The organism is Phytomonospora endophytica (assembly GCF_014202425.1).
GTDB lineage: Bacteria > Actinomycetota > Actinomycetes > Mycobacteriales > Micromonosporaceae > Phytomonospora > Phytomonospora endophytica.
This window is the reverse complement of record NZ_JACHGT010000006.1, coordinates 300,321-315,844: the sequence shown is the minus strand read 5'-3', so window position 1 is coordinate 315,844 and position 15,524 is coordinate 300,321. Positions and strand designations below refer to the sequence as shown.

General features: G+C 69.4%; 17 protein-coding genes and 1 pseudogene. 8 read left to right on the top strand and 10 right to left on the bottom strand.

Annotation, left to right across the window (positions count from 1 at the left end):
* Positions 1-61: 61 nt before the first annotated feature.
* Positions 62-283: a hypothetical protein gene (locus tag HNR73_RS39805; RefSeq protein ID WP_184788241.1), complete on the top strand. Its 222-nt coding sequence runs from the start codon at positions 62-64 to the stop codon at positions 281-283.
* Here the strand turns inward: HNR73_RS39805 and HNR73_RS15910 are convergent.
* A complete protein-coding gene (locus tag HNR73_RS15910) occupies positions 280-696 on the bottom strand; it encodes a hypothetical protein (RefSeq protein ID WP_184788240.1) in 417 nt (138 codons plus the stop codon). The two genes, HNR73_RS39805 and HNR73_RS15910, sit on opposite strands and share 4 nt — an antisense overlap.
* 64 nt (positions 697-760) lie before the next feature.
* Here HNR73_RS15910 and HNR73_RS15905 point away from each other — a divergent pair, with 64 nt between their 5' ends.
* On the top strand, positions 761-1,102 hold the full coding sequence (locus HNR73_RS15905) for an HIT family protein (RefSeq protein WP_184788239.1): 342 nt from the start codon (positions 761-763) through the stop codon (positions 1,100-1,102).
* A gap of 288 nt (positions 1,103-1,390) precedes the next feature.
* Here the strand turns inward: HNR73_RS15905 and HNR73_RS15900 are convergent, their stop codons facing one another.
* Positions 1,391-2,083 (bottom strand): Crp/Fnr family transcriptional regulator, encoded by a 693-nt coding sequence (locus tag HNR73_RS15900; RefSeq protein WP_184788238.1) that lies wholly within the window; start codon positions 2,081-2,083, stop codon positions 1,391-1,393.
* A 196-nt stretch (positions 2,084-2,279) separates the two neighbouring features.
* Between HNR73_RS15900 and HNR73_RS15895 the strand changes: the two genes are divergently transcribed.
* Positions 2,280-2,756 carry a DUF4282 domain-containing protein gene (locus HNR73_RS15895; protein WP_184788237.1) on the top strand — a complete coding sequence of 159 codons (477 nt, stop codon included), beginning with the start codon at positions 2,280-2,282 and terminating at the stop codon, positions 2,754-2,756.
* 15 nt (positions 2,757-2,771) lie between these two features.
* Here HNR73_RS15895 and HNR73_RS15890 read toward each other — a convergent pair whose 3' ends face one another.
* From HNR73_RS15890 to HNR73_RS15870, 5 genes are all read right to left on the bottom strand, one after another.
* A complete protein-coding gene (locus tag HNR73_RS15890; protein WP_184788236.1) occupies positions 2,772-3,959 on the bottom strand; it encodes a MarP family serine protease in 1,188 nt (395 codons plus the stop codon).
* Positions 3,960-4,016: 57 nt separating this feature from the next.
* Positions 4,017-4,667 (bottom strand): NUDIX hydrolase, encoded by a 651-nt coding sequence (locus HNR73_RS15885; RefSeq protein WP_184788235.1) that lies wholly within the window; start codon positions 4,665-4,667, stop codon positions 4,017-4,019.
* 83 nt (positions 4,668-4,750) lie between these two features.
* On the bottom strand, positions 4,751-5,329 hold the full coding sequence (locus HNR73_RS15880; protein ID WP_184788234.1) for a TlpA family protein disulfide reductase: 579 nt from the start codon (positions 5,327-5,329) through the stop codon (positions 4,751-4,753).
* Between the two features lie 217 nt (positions 5,330-5,546).
* Positions 5,547-6,311 carry an endonuclease III gene (nth, locus tag HNR73_RS15875; RefSeq protein WP_184788233.1) on the bottom strand — a complete coding sequence of 255 codons (765 nt, stop codon included), beginning with the start codon at positions 6,309-6,311 and terminating at the stop codon, positions 5,547-5,549.
* Between the two features lie 276 nt (positions 6,312-6,587).
* Positions 6,588-7,520: an NAD(P)/FAD-dependent oxidoreductase gene (locus HNR73_RS15870; protein ID WP_184788232.1), complete on the bottom strand. Its 933-nt coding sequence runs from the start codon at positions 7,518-7,520 to the stop codon at positions 6,588-6,590.
* Positions 7,521-7,610: 90 nt separating this feature from the next.
* Here HNR73_RS15870 and HNR73_RS15865 point away from each other — a divergent pair, with 90 nt between their 5' ends.
* Positions 7,611-8,207: a helix-turn-helix domain-containing protein gene (locus HNR73_RS15865; RefSeq protein WP_184788230.1), complete on the top strand. Its 597-nt coding sequence runs from the start codon at positions 7,611-7,613 to the stop codon at positions 8,205-8,207.
* A gap of 44 nt (positions 8,208-8,251) precedes the next feature.
* On the opposite strand, the gene HNR73_RS15860 is transcribed toward HNR73_RS15865, so the two are convergent.
* Both HNR73_RS15860 and sp36 read right to left on the bottom strand, forming a co-directional pair.
* Positions 8,252-8,707, bottom strand: a complete 456-nt coding sequence (locus tag HNR73_RS15860) for a RidA family protein (protein WP_184788228.1) — start codon at positions 8,705-8,707, stop codon at positions 8,252-8,254.
* Positions 8,704-8,868, bottom strand: a complete 165-nt coding sequence (gene sp36 / locus HNR73_RS15855; protein ID WP_184788226.1) for a Sp36 family protein — start codon at positions 8,866-8,868, stop codon at positions 8,704-8,706. The genes HNR73_RS15860 and sp36 overlap by 4 nt, the downstream gene beginning before the upstream one ends.
* A gap of 119 nt (positions 8,869-8,987) precedes the next feature.
* Between sp36 and HNR73_RS15850 the strand changes: the two genes are divergently transcribed.
* The 3 genes and pseudogenes from HNR73_RS15850 (at position 8,988) to bagB (ending at position 11,607) form a co-directional block, all read left to right on the top strand.
* A complete protein-coding gene (locus tag HNR73_RS15850; protein ID WP_184788225.1) occupies positions 8,988-9,500 on the top strand; it encodes an Rv0361 family membrane protein in 513 nt (170 codons plus the stop codon).
* Positions 9,501-9,527: 27 nt separating this feature from the next.
* Positions 9,528-10,498 (top strand): annotated as a pseudogene (bagA, locus tag HNR73_RS15845) (ATPase BagA); the annotation flags it as partial.
* Positions 10,495-11,607: an ArsA family ATPase gene (gene bagB, locus HNR73_RS15840; protein WP_184788221.1), complete on the top strand. Its 1,113-nt coding sequence runs from the start codon at positions 10,495-10,497 to the stop codon at positions 11,605-11,607. The pseudogene bagA and the gene bagB, both read left to right, overlap by 4 nt.
* 767 nt (positions 11,608-12,374) lie before the next feature.
* On the opposite strand, the gene HNR73_RS15835 is transcribed toward bagB, so the two are convergent.
* Positions 12,375-12,698 (bottom strand): WhiB family transcriptional regulator, encoded by a 324-nt coding sequence (locus HNR73_RS15835; protein ID WP_184788394.1) that lies wholly within the window; start codon positions 12,696-12,698, stop codon positions 12,375-12,377.
* A gap of 313 nt (positions 12,699-13,011) precedes the next feature.
* Here HNR73_RS15835 and HNR73_RS15830 point away from each other — a divergent pair, with 313 nt between their 5' ends.
* Positions 13,012-15,516 carry a penicillin-binding protein gene (locus HNR73_RS15830; protein WP_239121922.1) on the top strand — a complete coding sequence of 835 codons (2,505 nt, stop codon included), beginning with the start codon at positions 13,012-13,014 and terminating at the stop codon, positions 15,514-15,516.
* Positions 15,517-15,524 lie beyond the last annotated feature (8 nt).

Here is a 15,524-nt window from a genome sequence, read left to right as displayed (position 1 = left end):
CCACGGGGCAGATCCCGCACACCTCCCCGAGCTCGCCCGCAGCCTGTGGACTCTCGCCTCGGTGCTCAAAGACGCCTCCGACTCCCCGGACCTCACGCACGCGCTGTCCGTCGCACGCGAATCGGTGCTTCACTACAGGTCGCTGCACGCGGACTCCCCGGCCGCCTTCCTCCGTGGTCTCCGCGGGGCTCTGTTCCAGGAGGCCCAGCTGCTGGAGCGGCTGGATCTCCCCGAACTGCACAAACAGGCCATCGCCGAGGCCAGGCGGCTTCGCGCCGCCTAACCCGCCGTCAAAATCCCCACCACCCGCCGCGCCCCGCCCGGCTCCAGCTTCAGCCTGACCTCCGCGGCCCCCGACACCGCCGTGTTCGTCCACCCCAGCTCGAAGCCGAACACGACCTTGCGCTCCCCGTCGAGCCGCACCGCGATGCGCTGCCGCAGCGGGTGCCGGTGCGGCACATCGATCTGCTTGACCTTGTTCGCCCACACCACGAGCCCCTGCGAGCTGATCCCGATCGCGCCCGTGGCGGGCTCGCGCATCCAGTTGGAGTACTGCCCCGGCGCGCGCAGGCGCCGGTAGGTGATGGAGCCGGACAGCCCTTCGGCGAGGAAGACCAGGTCCTCACCGACCAGGCGGGCGCGGAGGTGCTCCGGCATGGCCCCGGGGCCTTTGAACAAGCGCGCCAGCGGATTCATGCCGACAGATTAGTCCTTTGTGGACACTCACGTGTGCACGGAATGTGAAGGGTATTCTCGCCGCGTGACCGACGACTTCTACTGCGACGAGGCCCTCTCCGGCCGCACGCCCGTCGAGGTCGTCGCCGAGACGCCCGGCGTCCTCGCCTTCCACCACACGCGACCGTACTGGCCGGTGCACATCGTCGTGGTCCCCAAACGGCACGTCCCGTCGCTGATCGACCTCGGCGACGCCGACGTGGACACCGTCCACGCGGTGCTCGCCGTCGTCCGCGACGTCGCCGCGCGGGTCACGGCCGAACACGGCGCCGCTAGGGTCGTCACAAACTTGGGTCGGTACCAAGATTCAAAACATCTTCACTTTCACGTGTCCAGCGGTGAACCGCTGCGCGACGGACGGCCCTGAACACGCGACCCCGCGCACGGGGAAGCCGGCGGTCCCGCGCGACCCGCGCACACGGGAGCGACGGGAAGTCCCCGGCTCCACGCGACCGCGCGACCATCCCGACCCGCGCACACGGGAGCGACGGGAAGTCCCCGGGCTCCGCGCGACCGCGCGACCATCCCGACCCGCGCACACGGGAGCGACGGGAAGTCTCCAGGCTCCGCGCGACCGCGCCACCACCGCACCCCGCGCACGCGAGAGCGGCGGCCCCGAAGGACCGCCGCCCGGCGTCGAAAAAGCGAGGGGCCTCTACCCCTCCACCCGTAACACTCGCGCGCGTCGCGCGAGCCGCTCCGGGTCCATGATGATGACGCTCTTGCCGTCGAGCCGCAGCCAGCCGCGTGCGGCGAAGTCGGCGAGCGCCTTGTTCACCGTCTCACGCGAGGCTCCGACGAGCTGCGCGAGCTCTTCCTGGGTGAGGTCGTGCGTCACACGGAGCACTCCCCCGTCGCGGGTGCCGAAGCGCGACGCCATCTGCAACAGACTCTTGGCGACGCGGCCGGGCACGTCGGTGAAGATCAGGTCGGCGAGCGAGTCGTTCGTGCGACGCAGACGGCGGGCGATCACGCGCAGCAGCTGCTCGGCGATCTCCGGCCGGTCGGTGATCCACGGACGCAACGACGACTTGCCCAGGCGAGCCAGGCGCACATCGGTGACGGCGGTGGCCGTCGCCGTGCGCGGACCCGGGTCGAACAGGGACAGTTCGCCGAACATGTCGCTCGGTCCCATGACCGCGATCAGGTTCTGGCGGCCGTCGGCGGCGCGCCTCCCCAGCTTTATCTTGCCGTTGAGGACGATGTAGAGACTGTCGCCAGGCTCGCCCTCGTTGAACACCGTCTGGCCCTTGCGGACCTCGATGTGCTCCAATTCCTTGGTCAGCGCGTCGACCGCCTCGGGGTCAACGCCCTGAAAGAGCCCTGCCCGGGCCAGTACCTCGTCCATCGCGACCTCCATTGCGCACAACATTGACGCAAGCCGAGTCTATGCGTACGCGAGCACGCACTTGCCAGGACGCGCCGATCTTTCTCATTTGACCCCCCGACACGCGTGGCACGCTGCGTCTTCGCAGCCCCTCCGTCCTTTGTGGCTGCCAACCTGGCCGCGCGCCACCTGGCGTGTGCGTGGCAACATGCAGGGCATGACCTACCCCCAGGACCCCGCACAGCCGCAGCAACCCCAGCAGTACACCGACGGTCAGCAGCCGAGTGGTTACTACCAGCAGCCTCAGCCGGGCACCGAATACCCGACCGGCGCCTACAACGCCCCGCCCACGGGCCAGTTCGGCGGCCCCGCGAACTACGCGGCGGCCGGCCCCGCCCAGCCGAGCTTCATCGCGTCCCTTTTCGACTTCTCGTTCCGCAGCTTCGCCACGCCCACGCTGCTCCAGATCACCTACGTGGTGAGCCTCGTCATGATCGGCCTGAGCTACCTGGTGATGGTCATCCTCGGGTTCGCGAGCGGTTTCCCGGTCTTCGGCCTGGCGTTCCTGCTCATGGGCGCGCCCGGCGCGGCCCTGTCGGTGCTGTTCACCCGCATGTTCCTGGAGTACCTGGCGGTCGTCTTCCGCATCAACGACAACATCGCCGAGATCAACACCCGCGGCAAGGGCATGTAGTCGGGCCCACCCGGGCTATGTGCAGTCCTGCGTACCGACGGCGTCGGTGGCCCCGCGACCGGCGTCGGCCACCGGCGTCACCTCTTCCATGGTGAGCGCGTAGCCGGTCTCCTTGTCGTCGACGGCGGCGGCGAAGATGACGCCGTAGACGTCGCCGTCGGCGGAGATGAGCGGGCCGCCGGAGTTGCCGCTGATGACGTGCGCGCGCAGCGCGTAGACGTCGCGGGTGACCTCGTCGTTGTCGTAGATGTTCGGGCCGCGCACCGGGCCCGAGGAGCGGATCCGCGCGGGCGTGACCGTGTACGGCCCGTCCATCGGGTAGCCGAGGACGATGGCGTCCTCCCCCTCCTCGGCGCGACCGTCGGCGACGTCCATGACGGGCGCGTCGAGGCCGGGCACGTAGATGACGGCCAGGTCGCGGCTGGGGTCGTAGACGACGACGCGGCCGGGCAGGTGCCCGTCGGCGGTTTCCACGACGAGGCTTTCGGTTCCGGCGACGACGTGCGCGTTGGTCATGACCCGCTCGGGTGCGAAGACCCACCCGGAGCCCTCGATGCGGCGGTCGCAGCGGGGCGCCTCGCCGAGGACCTTCAGGACCGAGGGCTGCGAGTCGACGACCGCGGGGAGCTTCTTCAGCTCCTCGTTGGGCGCGGCGACCTCGTGCGGGTTGGTCGGGCCGAGACCGCCGAAGACGTCGGGGAAACCGTTGGTGTCGACCGTGCGGCGCAGCGCGTCGTAGACACCCTTGACCGGGTCGGGCACCGAGTCGTCGATGACGTGCACGATCGAGCTGTTGCGCACCGCCGCGGCGAGGCCCGGGATGCTCGAATAGGCCAGCGGCGTCGCGACCATCCACGCGACGAGCAGGACCGCCAGCAGCGACACGATCGCGCCGCCGATGTGGTCGAGGGTGCGGGTCCCGTTGCGGCGCATCGCGCCACGCACGCGGGCGCCGATCGTGGCCATCCCCGCCTGCCCGGCGACCGCGAGCCCGAACACGGCCACCAACGCGACGATCACGCGGGTGAGGGGCGCGTCGAAGTAGCCGATGAGGTAGGGCGCGAGGTTCACGCCGATCAGCGCGCCCCCGAAGAAGCCGAGGAAGGACATGGCGCCGACGACGAAGCCCTGGCGGTAGCCGTTGATGGCGAACATGAGCGCGAGGAGCACGATCACGATGTCCACCAGGGTGCCGCCGCTCATGCAAGCTCCTCGTCGTCGTTTGTCCCAGGGTACGGGCCGACCGCCATCGGCAGTGCCTTACGAGACGGGCACGAGCCTGCCCGGTCCCCACGGCCGCGACCAGTCGGCCAGATCGAGGACCGCCGATAGAATACCGGCCGTGAAACCCCAAACAAGCAGGTCACGGACCTGGAAGGCCGGGCCGACGTAGCCCGAGGGGTGCTTCGCGCGGACCCGGTTCGCGGGGTCGACGAGCTCGCTGACGGGAACGCGCACGACGCTGGCGACCTCCTCACGCTGACGTGCGTGGACGGGATGCGGGTCGCGCCACCAGGCCAGGACGGGCGTCACCCGGAAGTTGCTCACCGAGATCCACACCTCGGGCAGGCTCGTCACGACGACGACGCTCGCGGGGTCGAGGCCGACCTCCTCGTTGGCTTCGCGCAGGGCCGTCGCGACGGCGTCGGTGTCGCCGGGCTCGGAGCCGCCGCCGGGGAACGCGGGCTGTCCGGCGTGGTTGTTCATGTTCGCGGCGCGCTGGCAGATGAGCACGTCGGGACCGGTCTGGCCCTCGTGCGCGCCCTCGCCGAACAAGATGAGGACCGCGCTGTGGCGGCCTTCGGCGTTCGGTGGGGCCAGGCGCACCCAGGGCTCGCCCTCGGTGGTGGCGGCCTTGTCGGCCAGCGGGTGCCACCAGTCGGGGAGGGTGAGATCGGTCCTGGCCCTCATGGGCGGTTCCCGGGAGTGCGGAGAGGCAGGATCACTCAAGGGAGGCTACCCGGCCCGGGGCGGTATGTGCCGCCTCGTGCCGCCTAGCCGACGCCCAGATGTTCCTTGACCAGGCCCGCGAGGGCGTCTTCGGTGAGGGCGGGACCGGTGTAGGTGTGGGCGACGGTGCCTTCGGCGGTGATGAGGAGAGTGACGGGCAGGACGCGCTTGCCGATGACGGCGAGGAGTTCCCCGTCGGGGTCGTAGCGGGACGGGAAGGTGAGGGCGAAGTCCTCGACGATGGCGCGGGCGGCCTCTTGGGTGTCCTGCGTGTTCACGCCGAGGACGCCGACGGTGCCTTTCGTCGCGAAGGACTCGACGGCGGGCAGTTCGTCGCGGCACGGCCCGCACCAGGAGGCCCAGACGTTGACGACCATGGGCGTGCCGGCGGCCAGGGGCATGGGCTCGCCGGCGACGGTGCCGCCGCCCAGGCAGGGCAGGGTGAGGGTGGTGAAGGCGTCGCCGCCGCCGGGGGTGCCGGACGGTTCGGGGCATGGGACGCCCCAGTCGGTGGCCTGTTCGCCGGCCGGGGGCGCGTCGACGTCTCCGGACGGGCCGGAGCACGCCGACGTGAACAGGGCGAGGGCGGCGAGGACCGCCACGGTCCAGGTGCGGGACTTCACGCGGTGGTCTCCTCGGTCGAGCGGGCCCGGCTGTGCGCGACGGTTGTCCACAACCCCCGGGTTATCCACAGGGAAACGGCCTCACGTTCGCCACTTGTGCGTGGCGTCGCTCTAGCGTCGAACGTAGGGAGGAGGCCGGGAGGCCCCTGGGCCGATTCACGTTCTGCCGACGGCGCGGGAAACCCCACCCGCCGCCGACGTCCGGCCGCCGCGACGTTCACGCCGCCGCCTCCTCGGACAACAGGTCGGCGACCCCTGCGGCCTCCGCCAGCTCGGGCACGCGCGGCCCTTTCAGCAACTTCACCGCCACGGCCGGATCCTTGGGACCGGTGCCGAACGACGGGCAGAACTTGGCCAGCGTGCAAGCGCCGCACGCGGGTTTGCGGGCGTGGCACACGCGGCGGCCGTGGAAGATCGTGCGGTGGGAGAACATCGTCCACTCGCGCTTCTCGACGAGGGCGCCGACGATGTGCTCGACCTTGACCGGGTCCTCCTCGGCCGTGAGGCCCCAGCGGCGCACGAGACGCCCGAAGTGCGTGTCGACGGTGATGCCGGGGACGCCGAAGGCGTCGCCGAGGATCACGTTGGCGGTCTTGCGGCCGACGCCGGGGAGCTTGACGAGCTGCTCAAGTTTCCCGGGGACCTCGCCGTCGTGCTCGGTGACCAGAGCGTGGCCGAGGCCGATGAGGGAGTTCGCCTTGTTCCGGTAGAAACCGGTGGAGCGGATCATCTCCTCCAGCTCGGCGCGGTCGGCGCCGGCGTAGTCCGCGGCCGTCGGGTAGCGCGCGAAGAGGGCGGGCGTCGTCAGGTTCACGCGGACGTCGGTGGTCTGGGCCGAGAGGATCGTGGCGACGGTGAGCTGGAGCGGGTTGGTGAAGTCGAGCTCGCAGTGCGCGTCGGGGTGCGTCTCGGCGAGGACGCGGTTGACGCGCCGCGCGCGCCGCTTGAGCGCGAGCGGGGTCGGCGCCTTGCTCTCGGCCATGCAGGAAGGCTACGCCCGACCACCGACACCGCGGAGGGGGACGCGGGTCCCAGGCGGGCAACCGCCACGTCGCCACGACAGCCGCGGCAACGGGCGGCATTCGCCACCGACCGGCATGTGACAGTCACCGCCACATGCCGGTCGATGCCGTACGCCCATCGGTGGCAGACGCGCGTCGGCGGCGCACGCTCACCGGTGTCAGACGCCTATCGACGCCGAACGCCCGCCCGCGCCGAACGCCGCCGACCGGCGAATGCCGCCGCCGCCGCCCCCACCTCACATCCCGTACACCCGCCGCTCCCGCGCGGCCCGCTCGACGTCCTCCGCCACCAGGTCGCCGTTGATCGCGATCGCGGCCATCGCGCCCTGCGCGGCCGCGGCGATCACCGTCGCCTTCTGGTCGACGACGTTGCCCGCCGCCGACACACCCGGCACGCTCGTGCGGCCCTGACCGTCGACGCGCACCCAGCCGTCGGCGACCTCGCACCCCAGCGACCGCAACAGCGCGTCCCGCGGCTCCCAGTCGCCGCCGACGAACAACGCGTCGCGCGGAACCGCGGCACCATCGGCGAGTTCGACACCCCGCACCCGGTCGTCTTCCACGACCACCCGCGCGACCTTGCCGTCGACGACCTTGATCCCGCGTGCCGCGAGCCGCTCGCGTTCCTCGGCGGGGACGTCGACGTCGTTGGTGAACAAGGTCAGGTCCGCCGCCCACTGCCGCACGAGCTGCGCGTGGTGCGTCGCCGACTCCGGCGTCACCGCGATCACGCCGACGGCCTGGTCGCGCACCTCGTAGCCGTGGCAGTACGGGCACTGCATCACGTCGTCACCCCAGCGTTCGCGCAGTCCGGGGATGTCGGGCAGCCTGTCGCGCAGCCCGGTCGCGACCAGGATCCGCCGTGTCGACAGCACCCGCCCCGACGACAACGCCACCGAGAAGCCGGGCGTCACCGACACCACGCCGTCGGCGACGAACTCGCCGCCGTACCCGGCGACCTCGGCCCGTCCCGCCTCCAGCAGCTCCTTCGGTGGCATCCCGTCACGGGACAGGAAGCCGTGCATGTGCGCGGCGGGCGCGTTGCGGGGTTCGCCGGCGTCGACGACCACCACCCGCCGCCTCGCCCGGGCCAGCACCAAGGCCGCGTTCAGTCCGGCGGCCCCACCGCCGATCACTACCACGTCGTACAGGTCATTGCTCGCGCTCATCGCGATCACCTCCGCGCCGAAGCCTGCGTCCTCCCGTGATATCCGGCAACCTTCGTTGCCGTTTCCGGGAAACCGGCCGACACTGGATCCATGGACCACACCACCGGTGAGCCGGACCTCGCCGACACCCTCGCCGAGGTCGGGCCGCGCCTGAAGCGCCTGCGCACGTCTCGCAACGTCACCCTCGTCGAGCTGTCGAAGACCACCGGCATCTCCAAGAGCACGCTCTCGCGCCTGGAGGCCGGCCTGCGCAAACCCAGCCTCGAACTCCTCCTGCCCATCGCCCGCGCCCACCGCGTCCCGCTCGACGAGCTCGTCGGCGCCCCCGAGGTCGGCGACCCGCGCGTGCGCCTGCGCCCGGTCGACAGCGTCGGCGGTCAGACGATCATCCCGCTGACCAGGCAGCCCGGCTCGCCGAAGGCCTTCAAGATGGTCGTCCCGGCGACCAAGTCCGAGCCCGATCCCCGCACCCATGAGGGATACGAGTGGCTCTACGTCCTGGCCGGGAAACTCCGCCTCGTGCTCGGCGAACACGACCTCGTCCTCGGCCCCGGCGAGGCCGCCGAGTTCGACACCCGCACGCCCCACTGGTTCGGCGCCGCCGACGGCCGCCCCGTCGAGATCCTCAGCCTCTTCGGCCGGCAGGGCGAACGCATGCACGTCCGCGCGCGTCCGGCGAAGAAATGAGGGCCCCGGCGGTCGCCGGGGCCCTCGACTCTTGATAGATCGCTCTAGCGAACCTCGGCGATGAGCTCCAACTCGACCGGCGCACCCAGCGGCAACTCCGACACCCCGACGGCGCTGCGGGCGTGCACGCCCGCGTCACCGAGGACCTTGCCCAGCAGCTCACTCGCGCCGTTGATGACGCCCGGCTGCCCGGTGAATCCCTGCGCGGAGGCCACGAAACCCACGACCTTCACGATCCGCACGATGCCGTCGAGCCCGACGACCGAATCGACCGCCGCGAGCGCGTTCAGCGCGCACACCGCCGCCAGCTCCTTGGCGTCCTCGGGGCTCACCTCACCACCGACGTAACCGGTCCGGAGCAACGCGCCGTCGGCGAACGGGAGCTGCCCCGCGGTGTACACGTGGTTTCCCGACCGGACCGCCGGTACGTAGGCCGCGACCGGGGCGGCGACCTTCGGCAGTTCGAGGCCCAGCTCGGCGAGCCTGTCGCGCACGCTCACGCCGACTCCCCCTTCGGGCGCTTGAAATAGGCCACCAGGTTCTCCGGGTTCATGCCGGGCACGATCTGCACCAGCTCCCAGCCGTCCTCACCCCAGTTGTCGAGGATCTGCTTCGTCGCATGGACCAGCACCGGGACCGTCACGTACTCCCACTTCTGCATGGCGCGACGATACCGAAACCGTCACGACCGCTCACCGGCCCGTCACGTTCCCCGACACCGTCACGTTAGACACGGCAGAGCGTTACCCTGCATACCTAGCCTTCCCTCGGGGGGACCGAATGACGCATGAGACCGCAGGCGTTGACACCGAGCCATCCCCTCAGCAGGCCCCTCCCGAGGACCCGCCCGCCCGGAAACCGCGCGGAGGAGCCTTCGCCCTCCTCGCCGCGCTGCTCGCCTTCTGCGCCCTGGCGGCCGTCGGCGGATACCTCCTGATCGACAACCTCGCCGACCAGGGACCCGCGGACCCGAACCAGGCCGTCGAGGGTTTCCTCGGCGCCCTCCTCACCGACCGCGACCCGCAGGCCGCCCGCCGCTACGTGTGCGCCGACATCCGCGACTCCGACTTCGCCGTCTACCTCGACGCCGTCACCACCGCCGAGAAGACCACCGGCGACCAGGTCCAACTCGCCTGGGACCACGTCACCACATCGAGTGAAACCGGACGTGCCGCCACCGTCACCGCCGACGTGTCGAGCACCACGTCGGCGGGCACGGAAGCCGAGACCTGGACGTTCAGCGTGGTCAAGGCACAAGACTGGTACGTGTGCGGGTTGACGACGCCGGCGTGAAAGGCGTCGTAGCCTAGATCCTGATGTCCAAGCAGACCCCACGCCACAAGCTGGCGAGCACCCGGCTCCACATCGTGACCGGCAAGGGCGGCACCGGCAAGACGACGGTCGCCGCCGCGCTCGCGCTGTCCCTGGCCGCAGGCGGCCGACGCACGCTGCTGGTGGAGGTCGAGGGCAGGCAGGGCATCGCCCAGCTGTTCGACGTGCCCCCACTGCCCTACGAGGAGCGCCGCATCGCCCGCGCGCCCCACGGCGGGGCCGTGTACGCGCTGGCCGTCGACGCCGAGGAGGCCCTCCTCGACTACCTGGCGATGTTCTACAAACTCGGCCGGGCCGGGCGCGCGCTGAAGAAACTCGGCGCCATCGACTTCGCCACCACCATCGCACCGGGCCTGCGTGACATCCTCCTCACCGGCAAGGTGAAGGAGGCCACGACGCGCATGGCCAACGGGAAACGCGCCTACGACGCCGTCGTCCTCGACGCGCCGCCGACGGGCCGCGTCACCCGCTTCCTCAACGTCACCGCCGAGGCCGCGAAGCTCGCCAAGGTCGGCCCGATCAAGTCGCACAGCGAAGGCGTCGCGGCGATCCTGCGCTCGAAGGCCACCACGGCCGTGCACGTCGTGACGCTCCTGGAGGAGATGCCGGTGCAGGAGACCGCCGACGCGATCACCGAACTCACCGCCCACGGCCTGCCCATCGGCTCGATCATCCTCAACAACGTGCGCACCGACCCCCTGGCGGGCGCCCGCGTCACCCAGGCCGAACTCAAGCGCGGCCTCGCCGCCGCCGGTCTCCCCGCCGACAAGACCGTCGTCGCCGGGCTCCTCGACGAGGTCCGCGCCCACCAGGTCCGCCTTGACCTGGAGGCCGGGCTGCGCGCCGAGCTCGCCGGTGAGCCCTACCCGCTGATCGAACTGCCCATGCTCGCCGAGGGCGTCGACCTGTCGGGGCTCTACCAGCTCAGTGAGCTGCTTTCGGGGGAGGAGCCCCAATGAGTCTGGACGTCGACGCGCTACTCGGCGACCGCGGTATTCGCATCGTCGTATGCTGCGGCTCGGGCGGGGTCGGGAAGACCACGACCGCGGCCGCGCTGGCGCTGCGGGCCGCCGAGAAGCACGACCGCCGAGCCGTCGTGCTCACCATCGACCCGGCGCGGCGCCTCGCGCAGTCACTGGGGCTGACGGAGCTGTCGAACACGCCGCGCACGGTCGCGCAGGCCACCGGCGGGCAGCTCGACGCGATGATGCTGGACATGAAGCGCACCTTCGACGAGGTCGTGCTCTCCCACACCAGCGAGGAGAAGGCCGCCGAGATCTTCGCCAACCCCTTCTACCAGGCGATGAGTTCGACGTTCTCCGGCACACAGGAGTACATGGCGATGGAGAAGCTCGCGCAGTTGCGCGCCGCCGACTCCTGGGACCTGATCGTCGTGGACACGCCGCCGTCGCGGTCGGCCCTGGACTTCCTCGACGCGCCGCAGCGTCTCGCGCGCTTCCTCGACGGGAAGATGCTGCGCCTGCTGCTGGCCCCGGCGCGCAGTGGACGCAGCGTGTTCTCCGTGATGACGGCCGCGACGTCGTTCTTCACGAACACGATCGCCAAGATCCTCGGCGGGCGGCTGCTCACCGACATAGGGACCTTCGTGTCCTCACTGGACTCGACCTTCGGGGGGTTCCGCTCCCGCGCCGAGCAGACCTACAAGGTGCTGCAGGATCGTGAGACGGCGTTCCTCGTCGTCGCCACGCCTGAACCCGACGCCGTGCGGGAGGCCGCGTACTTCGCCGGACGTCTCACGGAGGAGCGCATGCCGCTGGCCGGGATGATCCTCAACCGCGTGCACACGACAGGCGTCGGCGAACTGTCGGCGCAGCGCAGCCTCGGGGCCGCCGAGGGACTTGAGGAGCACGGACTGTCGCCGGTCACGGCGGGTGTCCTGCGCATTCACGCCGACCTCGTCGCCCAGGCCGAACGCGAGGAGCGGGTCGCCGGGCGTTTCACCACGGCCCACCCGGAGGTGCCGACGACGCGGGTCGCCGCGCAGCCGGGCGACGTTCATGATCTTGAGGCGCTGCGCAACATCGGGGACCTGCTGGCCGCCGACTAAAGGGCGGTCGCGGCGGCGAGCCCCCGCGACCGGCTCGGCGAACTCGCCGCCCCCCAGACGGATTCCCGCAGGTCGCGGGCACCTTCGGGCAGCGTTCAACGGCGGACGACCGCGCGAAACGCGCACTCCCCCGCTCGCCCCAAAGGGGCCCCAAAATTCATGATACGGACGAGTTACGACAAAACAGAGAGCCGAATCTCGCTCACCATTACCGCGCGCACCCCGAGCTCGCCGGAGTCGATGCCGCCGAGACTCTCATGCGAAGACTCAGTCGCGACAGCGGCAGCGGCTTCCACCGCCGAGCGGGCGAACAACAGAGATCCACGTTCGGGAATGTGACCTCTCCCCGGCAGTGCGGAAGACGTCACGCGAAGCCCGAATGACGGCCGGTGCGACCGGGGCGAACCGGTACTGACGCAGGTCCCCGGCTCAGTGGGGTGACCCCAGGCCCGGGTTCCTGACTCAGCGAGTGGACCGCTCAGACGACCGGAGCAGTTCCCCGAGCCGGGAAGTGAAAGACCGACACGATTGCGCTGGTGAGAAGCGGTTCAGGACGAGAGCCCCACCGGCCCAAACCCCACAGAACGCTCACCCGCCCACGCCGGGAACCTCGCATCGGCGGCGGGCCTCAGCCCGATCCCGTACCCGCAAGGCGGTTTCATTCGCGCCGCCCGAACCAGCGGAGCACAACGAACCAGCAGAGCACAACAAACCGCCTGACTCGGCATGCCGGGAACCTCCCGAGTCAGGCGGTGACGTGCGCACGGTTAGAAACCGGTCGGCGTGAGGCTTCGCCCCTTCGAAACCGAGCGCTGTTCGGCTTCTTTGGTCAATGCGGCCTCGAAGACTCGCCGCCAGCTGCGGACATCGGTGTGCTTGCGAAGCAGGGCACGGCGTTCACGTTCGGTCATGCCGCCCCAGACGCCGAACTCGATGCGGTTGTCGAGAGCGTCGGCGAGACACTCCATCCGCACCGGGCATCCTCGGCAGACTTTTTTGGCGGCGTTTTGTTCTGCGCCCTGTACGAAGAGCGCGTCCGGGTCACCTTCCCGGCACGCGGCCTGACTCGCCCAGTCGACCATCAACTCCATCAGCACATCCCCACCTTCTTGTTACGTACCTCTTGCCCCCAGGTCTGATGACGTAAACACCCGTCGCGTGTCGCGCGACAACGAATGTGTAGTCGATCAGTTACGCACTGTTGCTGTCGGATTCGGACAGTACCCTTTTCGCGGGCATATGGCTACCCCTTGGCGGCAAGTTGATCACGATGTGGTTACGACTACCCTGAAGAGACAACCCCCGACCGCAGTCGGCGCGTCGCCCCCAATGGACCCTTGTAGACCCGAGTACGCGGCGCCTGGCCGCCGAACGCGGGTCACGTACTCTGAGGCGGTGAAGTGGATGCCCCGAGACCGCAGCCTGCTCAACAACGTCACATCACTAGTGGTGTGCGGACTACTGGCCGGACTCGTCGTGGCGGCGGCGGCCTTCCCGGCCATCGCCGTTTCCGGCCTCGCCGTCAAGGCGGGCGCGGAGTCCTTCGAGGACCTGCCCAACGAGCTGCGTGTGGAGCCGATCCCTCAGCTGACCTCCGTGTACGCGAACGACGGCAAAACGCTCATCACCTCCTTCTACGACGAGAGCCGTCAGCCCGTCGCCCTCGCCGACGTCCCGCAGGTCATGCAGGACGCGATCATCTCCGTCGAAGACAGTCGCTTCTATGAGCACAACGGAGTAGACCCCCGCGGGGTTGTGCGCGCACTGCTGGCAAATAGCAGTGATGGGGAAGTTTCCGAGGGCGCGTCGACTTTGACGATGCAGTATGTGCGGAATGTCTTGAAATACAACGCACAGACCGACGAAGAGATCTTCGAGGCCACTGAGGACACTCCCGAGCGCAAGATCCGTGAAATGCGTTACGCGATGGCGATCGAGAAGGAACTCGACAAGCCCGAAATCCTGGAGCGCTATCTCAACATCGCGTTCTTCGGCAACCGCGCCTACGGAATCTACGCCGCGTCGCAGTCGTACTTCTCCAAGAAGCCAAAGGATCTGGAGCTCGGCGAGGCCGCGTTCATCGCCGGACTCGTGCAGGCGCCCGGTGCCTACGACCCGAGCGCCGGCGACAAGAAGGCCGCGACGGACCGCCGCAACCACGTGCTGGATCGCATGGTCGCCAACGGGAAGATCACCCAGGCGCAGTCCGACGAGGAGAAGGCCAAGGAGCTCGACCTCAAGCTGAAGGCCCAGCCGAGCGAGTGCGTCGAGGTTCCCAAGAAGCACAACGACTGGGGCTTCTTCTGCGACTTCCTCAAGGACTGGTGGTCCAAGAACGCGGCCTTCGGCGCCGAGCCGGCCGACCGCCTGGCGAAGCTGAAGCAGGGCGGCTACAAGATCGTCACCTCGCTCGACCCCCAGGTGCAGAAGACCGCGATGAAGACGATCCTGGAGCAGGAGCAGAAGGAAAGCCACCTGGCGCTCGGCACCGTCGTGATCGAGCCCGGCACCGGCCGGGTCCGATCCATGGCGGTGAACCGGAAGTACAGCCTCGACACCAGCGGAAACCCGCTGCACTCCAACCCCGCGCTGGCGGCGAAGGACGTCAAGGGCACCTATCCGAACACGACCGTGCCGCTGTTCACGACCGACGGCAACGGCAACGGCGGTTTCCAGATCGGTTCGACGGCGAAGTTCTTCACGATGATCGCGGCCCTGGAGAACGGGATCCCGCTGACGCAGGCGTTCCAGAGCCCGTATCAGTACAAGTCGAAGATCTACAGTGCGGGATACCAAGCCGGCGACTCCGCCTGCGACCGTCTCCCGGACGGCTCGTACCACTGGTGTCCGCACAACGACAGCCGGGGATTCCAGACCGGCAAGTTCAACATGTGGTCGGGTTTCGGCCGCTCGGTGAACACCTACTTCGTGCAGCTGATCGAGCGGGTCGGCGCCGACAAGGTCGTCGACACCTGGGAGAAGATGGGTGTCACCTGGCACAACGTCGACGACCGGGAACGCGCCACGCCCGGCTGCCAGGACCAGGAGGGCGAGGACTTCTGCGGTGAGCCGGTGGGCTGGGGAACGCTGACCCTGGGCGTCGCGGCGACCACGCCGATGGAGGTCGCCAACGCCTACGCGACGATCGCGGCCGAAGGCACCTACTGCGAGCCGACGCCGATCCAGTCGATCACCGACCGCAACGGCAACCCGGTCACCGCCGGGGATCCGAAGTGCCAGCCGGTGATCTCGAAGGACGTGGCGCGCGCCGCCACCGACGCCGCGCGCTGCCCCATTGGGCAGAACTCCTCGACGTCGAAGTGCGACCAGGGAACCTTCCCTGGCGGCCTGCAGGTCGGCGACCGCGACGTGGCCGGCAAGACCGGTACCACCGACAACGGTTCGCTGTGGTTCGCGGGCTTCACCGGCAACAACGCCCTGGCGACCTTCCACACCGACCCCGACTACCTCGGTAAGTCGTCGATAGGCATGCGGGGATCACCGCACTACATCGTCTCCGAGGACATTCTCAACGCCGCCGAAGAGGGCTACGACAAGAAGGACTTCAAGAAACCCTCCGAGGCGATGATCTACGGCAAGAACCCGCGGGACGTGCCGTCGGTCAGCTGCGACTCCGTCGAGGACGCCAAGGACAAGATGGACCGCGCCGGCTTCAAGTCGGAGGTGGTCCAGGGCGAGCGCTCCGACTGTCCGAAGGGGACGGTCTACTGGACGAACCCGGACGGTCGCGCCGCCGAGGGCAGCACGATCACGCTGTATGTGAGCGCCGGGCAGAAGAAGGACGATTCGTCCGACGACAATGACGACGACAACGGCGGTCCCGGCCCCGACTTACCGTGGCCCTGCTTGCCGCCGAACGACTGCGACGACAAGCCCGGGCGCAACTGAGCCGACGG

Coding starts and splice junctions, on each gene's coding strand:
- sp36 (WP_184788226.1), bottom strand. CDS start 8,868: ATGCAGAAGTGGGAGTACGTGACGGTCCCGGTGCTGGTCCATGCGACG.
- HNR73_RS15890 (WP_184788236.1), bottom strand. CDS start 3,959: ATGAGCGGCGGCACCCTGGTGGACATCGTGATCGTGCTCCTCGCGCTC.
- HNR73_RS15885 (WP_184788235.1), bottom strand. CDS start 4,667: ATGAGGGCCAGGACCGATCTCACCCTCCCCGACTGGTGGCACCCGCTG.
- HNR73_RS15865 (WP_184788230.1), top strand. CDS start 7,611: ATGGACCACACCACCGGTGAGCCGGACCTCGCCGACACCCTCGCCGAG.
- HNR73_RS15830 (WP_239121922.1), top strand. CDS start 13,012: ATGCCCCGAGACCGCAGCCTGCTCAACAACGTCACATCACTAGTGGTG.
- HNR73_RS15835 (WP_184788394.1), bottom strand. CDS start 12,698: ATGGAGTTGATGGTCGACTGGGCGAGTCAGGCCGCGTGCCGGGAAGGT.
- HNR73_RS15910 (WP_184788240.1), bottom strand. CDS start 696: ATGAATCCGCTGGCGCGCTTGTTCAAAGGCCCCGGGGCCATGCCGGAG.
- HNR73_RS15895 (WP_184788237.1), top strand. CDS start 2,280: ATGACCTACCCCCAGGACCCCGCACAGCCGCAGCAACCCCAGCAGTAC.
- bagB (WP_184788221.1), top strand. CDS start 10,495: ATGAGTCTGGACGTCGACGCGCTACTCGGCGACCGCGGTATTCGCATC.
- HNR73_RS15900 (WP_184788238.1), bottom strand. CDS start 2,083: ATGGACGAGGTACTGGCCCGGGCAGGGCTCTTTCAGGGCGTTGACCCC.
- nth (WP_184788233.1), bottom strand. CDS start 6,311: ATGGCCGAGAGCAAGGCGCCGACCCCGCTCGCGCTCAAGCGGCGCGCG.
- HNR73_RS15850 (WP_184788225.1), top strand. CDS start 8,988: ATGACGCATGAGACCGCAGGCGTTGACACCGAGCCATCCCCTCAGCAG.
- HNR73_RS15870 (WP_184788232.1), bottom strand. CDS start 7,520: ATGAGCGCGAGCAATGACCTGTACGACGTGGTAGTGATCGGCGGTGGG.